The following is a 10,000-nucleotide window of genomic DNA, read 5'->3' as shown; positions in this document are numbered from 1 at the left end:
AAGCTACGAAACTTGGAATTGCCGTTTCATCTGCATATACTAATAATTCACTTGGTCCTGCTGGCATATCGATAGCTACTCCGTTTTGAGATGCAAATTGTTTTGCAATCGTTACAAATTGGTTACCAGGTCCGAAGATTTTATACACTTGCGGAATGGTTTCAGTTCCAAATGTCATTCCTGCAATAGCTTGTATTCCGCCTACTTTGTAGATTTTAGTTACGCCACATAAATTTGCAGCATATAGAATTGCGGAATTAATTTTTCCATTTTTATCCGATGGCGAACATAATACAATTTCTTTACAACCTGCTAACTTTGCTGGAACAGCCAACATTAAAACCGTTGAAAACAAAGGAGCAGTTCCACCTGGAATGTATAAACCCACTTTTTGAATTGGTCTTTTTTCTTGCCAACACGTAACTCCGATAGTAGTTTCTACTACAATTTTATCTGTTTTTTGAGCAGCGTGAAATTGTTCGATATTTGATTTGGCTAATTGAATGGCTTCTTTTAGTTCCTTAGAAACTTCATTTTTAGCAATTTCAATTTCTTCTTGAGTGACTTGGATATTTTCTAAAGTAACGCCATCAAAGAAGGAAGCATATTTTGCAATGGCTTTGTCTCCTTTTTGTTGTACTTCTTTAAAAATTTGCTTCACCGTTTCTTCTACGTCTGAGAAAGTTTGCGTTGGTCGTTTACAAATTTCTGACCAAGTTTCGGGTTGAGGGTTGTATATTTTTTTCATGATTTTATTTTCTAAATTCTATTCTCTGTTTTCTTTTAAAGGACCATTTTCTCAATTGGGCAAACCAAAATGCCTTCAGCTCCGGCTTCTTTTAATTGGTCGATGACTTCCCAAAATTTATCTTCATCAATTACGGAATGCACACTACTCCATCCTTCTTCAGCTAATGGCATCACTGTTGGACTTTTTAAAACAGGAAGAATTTTACTGATTTCTGAAATTTTATCATTGGGAACATTCATCAAAATGTATTTCGATTTTCTCGAACGTAAAACGGATTGAATTCGGAATTGAAGTTTTGAAACTAATTGCTTTGCTTCATCCGAAATTCTTGGAGAAACGGCCAAAACAGCTTCACTTTTTAAAATCACTTCGACTTCTTTTAAACCGTTTTTGAATAGCGTACTTCCGCTAGAAACAATATCTACAATAGCATCTGAAAGTCCGATGTTTGGAGCAATTTCAACAGAACCTGAGATTTGGTGAATGTCTACTGAAATTCCTTTCGAAGAAAAGTAATCCACAACGGTTTTTGGATAGGAAGTTGCAACTCGTAATCCGTTTAAATCTTGAATCGAATTGTAGTTGAAGTTCTTTGGTACGGCAACCGAAACTTTGCATTTTGAAAATCCTAATTTCTCAGCAATTTGAATGTTTTGCCCTTTTTCAACTAATAAATTATCACCAACAATCGCAATATCTACCACACCATCAATCAAATATTGTGGAATATCAGAATTTCTTAAATAGTAAACTTCTAAAGGAAAATTGGAAGCAGTAACTTTGAGTTGGTCGTTACCATTGTACACTGAAATTCCACAATCTTTTAAGATTTGAATACTTTCATCGTGTAATCGACCTGATTTTTGAATAGCAATTTTTAGTGTGTTCATTTTTAAATTTTGTTTTAAAAAAGTACACCAAGGGATTTTAAAAATGATTAACAATAAAAAACCCGCTTGATGTACTCAAACGGGTTTCTGATTTATATGATTTAATTACATAGCATCATTACTTCGCTTGAGCGGAGGTATGATGATGATGTAATTGATTTAAAAACATAATTTCTGTTATTATTTAACTCTGCAAAGGTAACAACTAAATTTCCGAATAAACAAAATGTTTTTGAAATTTTATATTTTGTTTAAGCTATTTGAACTCCAAAAAGATGTCCCACAATAGCGGTTAATACCATTGCTATCGTTCCCCAAAAGGTAACACGGATTACAGCTTTAACAATGTTTGAACCTCCAGTTTTAGCGGCTAAAGCACCTAAGAATCCTAAAAATAGAATTGCCAAACCATAAAGATAATATTCCATGTTGTGTACCGGGAAAAATAATGTTACCAACAATGGTAAAATACCTCCAACTGTAAACGCAACACCAGAAGCCATTGCTGCTTGTAACGGATTTGCCTGACTAATTTCATTGATTCCTAGTTCATCACGAATGTGAGCGCCTAATGCATCATGAGCTGTTAATTCTTTAGCAACCAATAAAGCAGTCTCTTTTTTTAAACCTCTTTCTTCATAAATTGTTGCTAAACGTTGTAATTCAAGCTCAGGCATTTCATCAAGTTCAATTTTTTCTCTTTCAATATCGGCATGTTCAACATCAGTTTGAGAACTTACAGAAACATATTCACCTGCAGCCATTGACAATGCTCCAGCTACTAAACCGGCTAAGGTTGCTAAAACAATTGGCTCTCTAAATTCACTAGCGGCAGCAACACCAATAGCTAAACTTGAAGTTGATAATATGCCGTCATTAGCACCCAAAACAGCCGCTCTAAGCCAGTTGCTTTTATGAATGAAATGATTATCTAAGTAATTCTCATTTTGATTTTCCATTGACCAACTTCTTTAAGATTTAATTGTCATCACCTGCTTTTTCATGTTCGTTTTCGTTTTGTGGTGCATCAATTGCTTGAGATGCATTTTCTCTAATTTCGGTATGACGAATTTCGCCACCTGTTGTTCCTGTTTGTTTTCCTAAAAACACTCCAACAACTGCAATTAAAACAGCCAAATAAGAAATCAAATTGGCTTTTGCATGATTTTTAAAGTTTAAATACAATCCAATAAGTGAAACTAATCCAAGTGCATATAAAACGATAGCTAATTTTTCAGCCATTTCTTCATGCTCATGAATAATATGATGAGTTACTAAAGGTAATTTTTCTGCAATTTCCTCCGCTCCTTCTCCAGTAGCCATACTTACGGCACTAAAAATTGCGGCTACTACAAATACTACGTATGCTACATTTTTTATTACGCTGTTTTTAAAAAAGATACCAGCAATTAAGATTCCTAATCCAAAAATTGTCCCAATAATTGGAAAATGGTTTACTACCATGTGTAAATGTGCGTCGTTCATGATTTTTTGTTTTTTAATTAGTTAAATCGAAAACTCCTTTTGTTACTATTTTTGAGTTTTCATTAATGGTTTCGTTTGGTAAAATCTCAACATACTTTTCTGATTTTTCACCAATGTTTACTAGTGTTTTCTTAAAAATATAATTTCCTTTATTTTCTTGTAATAAAAGTACGAAATATTTATTGTTTTCTGTTATTAATGCATCAACTGGAATTCCTAAACCTTTTTTAGAACTGATAACTATTCCAGCTTCTACAAACATTCCGGATAGTAATTTTGATTTATCTGACGGATTTAAAACTCCAAAAACGGAAATGGTTCTGTCTTTATTTTCAATCGATTTTCCAACCAATTGTACTTTTGAAGTAAAAACATCTTTACTTGCTTCTGGAATAGTAAAACTTATATTTTGTCCTTGTTTTACATGTAAAATGTCTTTCTCGAAGATACTTAAATTCAAGTGTAAATAATTGGTATCCACGACTTCTAAAATTACATCTGATGGCGACATAAACATTCCAACATTCGCATTCATAACTGTAATATCTCCTGAGATTGGCGATGATAACGTGATTACGGATGTAAATCTTCCCTTTTCAACATTTGCTGGATTGATATTTAACAAGAGTAATTTTTCGCGTAAACCTTGATACATTCCTTTTGCTTGACGATAATCGCTTTCCGCTTTTAGATAGTTTTTTTGAGAAGTAATCTTTTCATTATACAACGTTTTTTGACGCTCAAATTCGGATTTTAAATAGTTGATTTGTTCGGCTACTTCAACATAATCTTTTTGAATGTCTAAATATTCGGTGTTTTCTAATGTTATTAAAGCTTGCCCTTTTGAAACTTTATCACCCACTAATAGCTTAGTTGCTTTAACATAACCACCAATAAAGGGTGTTATTTTAGCGCGATATTGTGGTGGAACATCTATTTTTCCTGATGCTTTTACTGTAACATCAAAATCTTGTTCTGATGGTGTGCCAACAATCATTCCTGAAGATTTAAATTGTTCCGCAGTAACCGTAATTAATCCATCATCTTTTACCGGTTCTTCCACTACTTCATTTTTGCATGAAACAGTTAAAGTGATTAACGTAAGTATATATAAAATCTTTTTCATTGGTATTTCTTATAAATTGATATATTGTAAATCTAATTGAGTTTTGTTGTATTGAATAACTGCATCTAAATATTCTACTTGAATAGTTGTTGTATTTTCTAAGCTTAAAATGTATTGAAAAAAGTCGATTTCACCCTGTTTGTAGCTACTGTTTGCAACTTTAATAATTTCATCAGATACTTTTTTTCCGTATTCATTGTAATAATTGATTGCTTGTTGAAATTGAATTAACTCATTATTTTTTTGATTAATATAAGCCTCAATTTTAGTTTGTTCGTTTTGCTTTTGCTGTTCCCAAGCTTGTGACTCTAATTTAGCTACTTTTGATTTTGCAATGTTTCCGTTAAACAAAATAGGAACAGCTAACCCAACTTGAAAACCATACAAAGATTGTGATAATCCTGTGTTTTTTCCTTGAAAATATTCCAAATTTAAATTGGGTAACCAGTTTTGTTTTTGCAAACTTTCATTTGATTTATATTTTTTTGTAACACTTTCTAAATAAGAAGTATATAACTCTTTACTTGAAGTATTTTGAAAATTAATCAACGGTTTAATTTCTGATAATTCAATTCCTATTTTTTCATCGCTTTGTACTAATGATTGCAACAATTCGAACTGAGCAGCTTTGGCTTTGTCTATTTGTGATAACTTAGTTCTAATCTGTCTAAATTTTGCTTCGGCGGTAATTTTTTCTAAATAGTTAGTTTCGCCTAATTCAAATCTTCGATTGCTTGCTTTTGAGAAATTTTGGTATAAACTATCTAAATATTGATACAATTTTTCTTGATGTTTCAAATAAACGATTTCGTAATATACTTTAGAAACCTCTAAAGAAAGTTTATTCTTTTGTATTTCAAAACCTGCTTTTTCCTTTTCATATTCAGCTGAATATACTTTACGCTGTGCTCCATAAACCGTTGGAAAAGCAAACGATTGTTGGGCTCCAAATACTTTTAAAGGCTGATTATTTAAAGCCAAATTGTTTTGATCATAACTGTAATAAACATTCATTTTTTCAAAATCGTATGCTAGTTTTATAGCTTGTTTTGCTTTGTCGACCTGTAATTGTCCTGATTTTATGTTTTTATTATTAGTAATTGCTTTTGAAACCAAACTATCTAACTCTGGATTACTTTGTTGACTGTAGCCTAATAATGAACTGAATAACAAAAAGATAATGATGTTATTGTTTTTCATTTTTTTGAATTTTAGTTTTTTCTCTTCTTTTTCATCATAAATCTTGAATAAAACGGGCAAAACGATTAATGTTAAAAGAGTTGCTGTTATTAAACCACCAATAACAACTGTTGCTAACGGGCGTTGTACTTCTGCTCCTGCTCCAGATGAAATGGCCATTGGTAAAAATCCTAAAGCTGCTGCAGCTGCTGTTAATAATACAGGACGAAGTCTATCTGTTGTACCTTTTAAAATCAGTTCGTTCATGTTTTTCATGCCGCTGTGTTTCAATTCTTTGAAATGTTCAATTAATACAATTCCGTTTAGTACAGCAATTCCGAATAACGCAATAAAACCAACACCTGCTGAAATACTAAATGGCAAATCGCGAATCCATAAAAATAAAATCCCTCCTACAGCAGAAAGCGGAATGGCTGTATAAACCATCATTGCTTCTTTAATGGAACCAAAAGCAAAATGCAGTAAGATAAAAATTAAGAACAAAGCAATTGGAACCGCAATCATTAATCGGGCTTTAGCGCTTTCTAAGTTTTCAAACTGACCTCCGTAAGTAACACGATATCCTGGTGACAAATCGACTTTAGCTTCAATAATTTTCTTTACATCATCTACCACACTTTGTAAATCACGGTTTCTTACATTGATTCCTACCACAATTCTTCTGTTGGTATTGTCTCTAGATATTTTTGCTGGACCTTCAGTATATTGAATATTAGCTAGTTCTCGTAATGGAATTTGCTCGCCATTTGGAGTAGCAACATATAAATTTCGTAAATCTTCAATGTCAGTTCTGTTGGTTTGATCTAAACGGATTACCATGTCGAAACGTTTTTCGCCTTCAAATACATTTCCTACAACTTTACCTGCAAAACCTAAGGCAATCATTTCATTTAAATCGGCAATGTTTAAACCATATCGAGCGATTTTACTTCGGTCATATTGCACAAACATTTGAGGTAAACCCTCTGTTTTTTCAATGATGATATCTGAAGCACCTTCTACATTTCGAATGGCTTTCTCTACTTCATGAGCCTTTTTAGCTAAAATATCTAAATCTTCACCAAAAATTTTAATTGCTACATCAGAACGAGAACCCGAGATTAATTCATTGAAACGCATTTCGATTGGTTGGGTAAACTCAATTTCCATGTTAGGAATTTGTTTTTCTAATGCTTCTTTAATTTTATCAGCTAATTCATCTTTTGAATGAGCGGAAACCCATTCTGATTTTGGTTTTAACTTAACGATAATATCACTTTCCTCCATACTCATAGGGTCAGTTGGTACTTCTGCGGCACCAATTCTACTCACCACTTGTTTGACTTCTGGGAAATTTTTTAAGATGATTTTCTCAATTTTAGTCGTTGTTTCAATAGTTTTTGATAATGAGGTTCCTGTTTTTAACACGGGTTGAATCACAAAATCGCCTTCATCTAATTGTGGGATAAATTCGCCACCCATGGTTGAAAACAAAGCAATTGCAATGAAAAGTAAAGCAACCGCACCATATAAAACTTTTTTGGTATTGTGTAGAGCCCATCTAATTACAGGTAAATACCAAGAATTCAATTTATTAATTAATCGATGTGAAAACGAATTTGGGTTTTCTTCTTTAGGTTTTAAAAATAGTGATGCCGCAACTGGAACATACGTAAAGCAGAATAACATGGCTCCTAATAAGGCAAAACTAAACGTCATTGCCATAGGCTTGAACATTTTTCCTTCTACTCCTGAAAGTGATAAAATTGGAATGAATACAATTAAGATAATTAACTGTCCAAAAACAGCCGAATTCATCATTTTTGAAGCACTTTTATACGTAATCTGGTCAATTTCAAACTGACGTTCTTTTTTATCTAAACCTACTAAATGACTTGATTTATTTACGATTTGGAATGCAATGAATTCCACAATAATTACAGCTCCGTCAATTATAATCCCAAAGTCAATTGCACCTAAACTCATTAAGTTAGCATCAATATTGAAAATATTCATGAAAGAAATGGCAAACAATAAACAAAGTGGAATTACGGAAGCAACCACCAATCCAGAACGCCAGTTTCCTAATAAAAGAACAACAACAAAAATTACGATTAAACATCCTAAAATTAAGTTTTCTGCAACAGTAAAGGTTGTTTTTCCTACTAATTCACTTCGTTCTAAGAATCCGTTTATATAGACACCATCTGGTAAAGTTTTTTCGATTTCGGCTACTCTGTGCTTCACATCTTCAATTACTTTTTTTGAGTTACCATCTTTAAGCATCATCACTTGTCCTAAAACTTTTTCTCCTTCTCCATTTCCAGTAATCGCACCAAAACGATTGGCGTGACCAAATTGTACTTTAGCTACATTTTTAATATAAATTGGAGTTCCAGATTCGTTTTTAACAACAATGTTTTCAATATCTTCAATTGAATTTACTTTTCCTTCACCACGAATAAAATAACTTTCGTTAGTTTTTTCGATATAAGAACCTCCGGCAATACTGTTATTTTTTTCTAATGCAGTGAATACATCTGAAGTTGAAATATTCATTGCTTTTAAGCTTGCCGAATTGATAGCGATTTCGTACTGTTTTAAGTAACCTCCCCAGGTATTAATTTCGACAACTCCTTTAATTCCTGATAATTGACGTTTCACCACCCAATCTTGAATAGTTCGTAAATCGGTGACCGTATATTGATTTTTAAATTCGGGTTTAACTTCTAACGTATATTGATAAATTTCTCCTAAACCCGTTGTTATAGGTCCCATTTCAGGAGTTCCAAAACCTTCAGGAATTTTCTCTGAAGCGGTTTTTATTTTTTCCGCGATTAATTGTCGTGGCAAATAGGTTCCAATTTCATCTTCAAAAACAATAGTTACCACTGATAAACCAAATTTAGAAATAGAACGAATTTCCTTTACACTTGGTAAATTCGCCATTTCTATTTCAACTGGATAGGTTATATATTGTTCAATATCTTGAGTTGATAAATTTCGGGAAGTTGTAATAACTTGTACTTGGTTGTTCGTTACATCTGGAACAGCCCCAATAGAAATTTGGAAAACAGAAAACAAACCAAATCCAAATACACCTAAAGTGAATAATAGAACTATAAGTTTGTTTCGTAAACTAAAAGCAATAATTTTTTCTAACATTTTAGTAAATTTAAATAAATAAAAATAACATTTATCTTTATAGATAAACTCAATTGAATCATTAAAAATGAATCAATTAATAAAACAAAATATTAGACTATTTTAGGTGGCAACCAAATTGAAGCAATCAAATTGGATTTAAAAGATTTATTGTAGAAAAATTTCTTTTTATGAGAAATTAGAGGCTTTAATAATTGTATTTCATAAGTAATAACCGAAAACGTAAATAATACAGTTAGCGAATTATCTAGAGTTTTAAATGGTAAATCTTGATGTTCGTGTTGGTTATTGTCTACGTTTTTAGAATAATGTAATTTAATGTAGTCAATAAATGAAATTGAAGCGGTAGTTAATTCATTTTTATGCTCAACATAATGCTCGATTAAGTTTGGAACTTTTAATAATTGCCCCATCGATGTGTTAGCACACATAAATACAGAGATTAAGAAATAGGCAATTAATTTGTTCATTTTATATAATTGAAATAGTTACATTTTTGTAAGCTAAAAATTACATTACAAATGTAAACAATAAAAATAAACAAAAACTTAAGAACTACTTAAGTTTAGCTGAGGGAAATTGTAAGATGAATTTTGTTTTTTCGTTAATTCTACTCTCAACTGAAATTTTGATTCTTAATAAATCGCAAAGTCTTTTTACTATTGATAAACCTAAACCCGTACCTTTGATATCAGGATGATTGGTAACGTCAGAACGATAAAAAGAATTGAAAATTTTATTTAAATCTTGTTCTGAAATTCCAACCCCATTATCAGCAATAGTGAAGATTATATCTGTTGAAGTTTTCTCTAATTTTAATTCAATTTTCCCATTATCATTGGAATATTTAATTGCATTAGAAATCAGATTACTAAATATGATTGAAACCAAATAATTATCAGATTGAACATAAAAATCTTCTGTAAAATCGGTAACAATTTTAATTTTCTTGTTTTCGGTTTTCTCTGAAAAACGAGTTAGGTTATCTAAAATTAAAGCATTTAAATAAATCGTTTCTTGTTTTACATTTTGCTTCTGATTTTCAAATCGGGCTAAAAGCAACAATTGATCTACCATATGATTTAATCTATCTACTTCTGAAATACAGAATAGAATTTTTTCTTCATATTCTTGTTGATTTCTTGGTTTTCTGATTAAAACTTCCATTGTACCTTTGATAACGGCTAATGGTGTTCTTAATTCATGAGAAGCATCTGAAGTAAATTGTTTTTCACGATCAATAGCACTTTCTATTCGGTTCAACAAATTGTTTATGTTTTGAGACAAAACATACAATTCGTCTTTGTTTTGAGGCAATGGAATTCGAGTTTGTAAATTATCTTTAGTAATTTGACTTGAAGTATCGATAATTGTTCGAACAGGTTTAATGTTTCTACCTGCAAA

8 protein-coding genes are annotated in these 10,000 nt (G+C 31.6%); all 8 read right to left on the bottom strand.

Features of this window, described 5'->3' with window-relative positions:
• Positions 1 to 748, bottom strand: a 748-nt coding sequence (hisD, locus tag LDL23_RS08885; protein ID WP_291265375.1) for a histidinol dehydrogenase, incomplete at its 3' end; no start/stop codon positions are given.
• A gap of 35 nt (positions 749 to 783) precedes the next feature.
• Positions 784 to 1,641 (bottom strand): ATP phosphoribosyltransferase, encoded by an 858-nt coding sequence (hisG, locus tag LDL23_RS08880; RefSeq protein WP_291265374.1) that lies wholly within the window; start codon positions 1,639 to 1,641, stop codon positions 784 to 786.
• 251 nt (positions 1,642 to 1,892) lie between these two features.
• Positions 1,893 to 2,600, bottom strand: a complete 708-nt coding sequence (locus LDL23_RS08875; protein ID WP_150111907.1) for a VIT family protein — start codon at positions 2,598 to 2,600, stop codon at positions 1,893 to 1,895.
• Between the two features lie 19 nt (positions 2,601 to 2,619).
• Positions 2,620 to 3,126 (bottom strand): hypothetical protein, encoded by a 507-nt coding sequence (locus tag LDL23_RS08870; RefSeq protein ID WP_291265373.1) that lies wholly within the window; start codon positions 3,124 to 3,126, stop codon positions 2,620 to 2,622.
• 13 nt (positions 3,127 to 3,139) lie between these two features.
• The gene (locus LDL23_RS08865; protein WP_291265372.1) at positions 3,140 to 4,252 is read right to left on the bottom strand and encodes an efflux RND transporter periplasmic adaptor subunit; all 1,113 of its coding nucleotides are present in this window, start codon (positions 4,250 to 4,252) and stop codon (positions 3,140 to 3,142) included.
• A 9-nt stretch (positions 4,253 to 4,261) separates the two neighbouring features.
• Positions 4,262 to 8,596 (bottom strand): CusA/CzcA family heavy metal efflux RND transporter, encoded by a 4,335-nt coding sequence (locus LDL23_RS08860; RefSeq protein WP_291265371.1) that lies wholly within the window; start codon positions 8,594 to 8,596, stop codon positions 4,262 to 4,264.
• 92 nt (positions 8,597 to 8,688) lie between these two features.
• Positions 8,689 to 9,066 carry a hypothetical protein gene (locus tag LDL23_RS08855; protein ID WP_291265370.1) on the bottom strand — a complete coding sequence of 126 codons (378 nt, stop codon included), beginning with the start codon at positions 9,064 to 9,066 and terminating at the stop codon, positions 8,689 to 8,691.
• 85 nt (positions 9,067 to 9,151) lie between these two features.
• Positions 9,152 to 10,000: HAMP domain-containing sensor histidine kinase (locus tag LDL23_RS08850; protein ID WP_291265369.1), on the bottom strand; the 849-nt coding region annotated here is incomplete at its 5' end.

It is taken from the genome of Flavobacterium sp. (genome assembly GCF_020217025.1).
GTDB lineage: Bacteria > Bacteroidota > Bacteroidia > Flavobacteriales > Flavobacteriaceae > Flavobacterium.
This window is presented reverse-complemented; position numbering and strand designations above follow the sequence as displayed.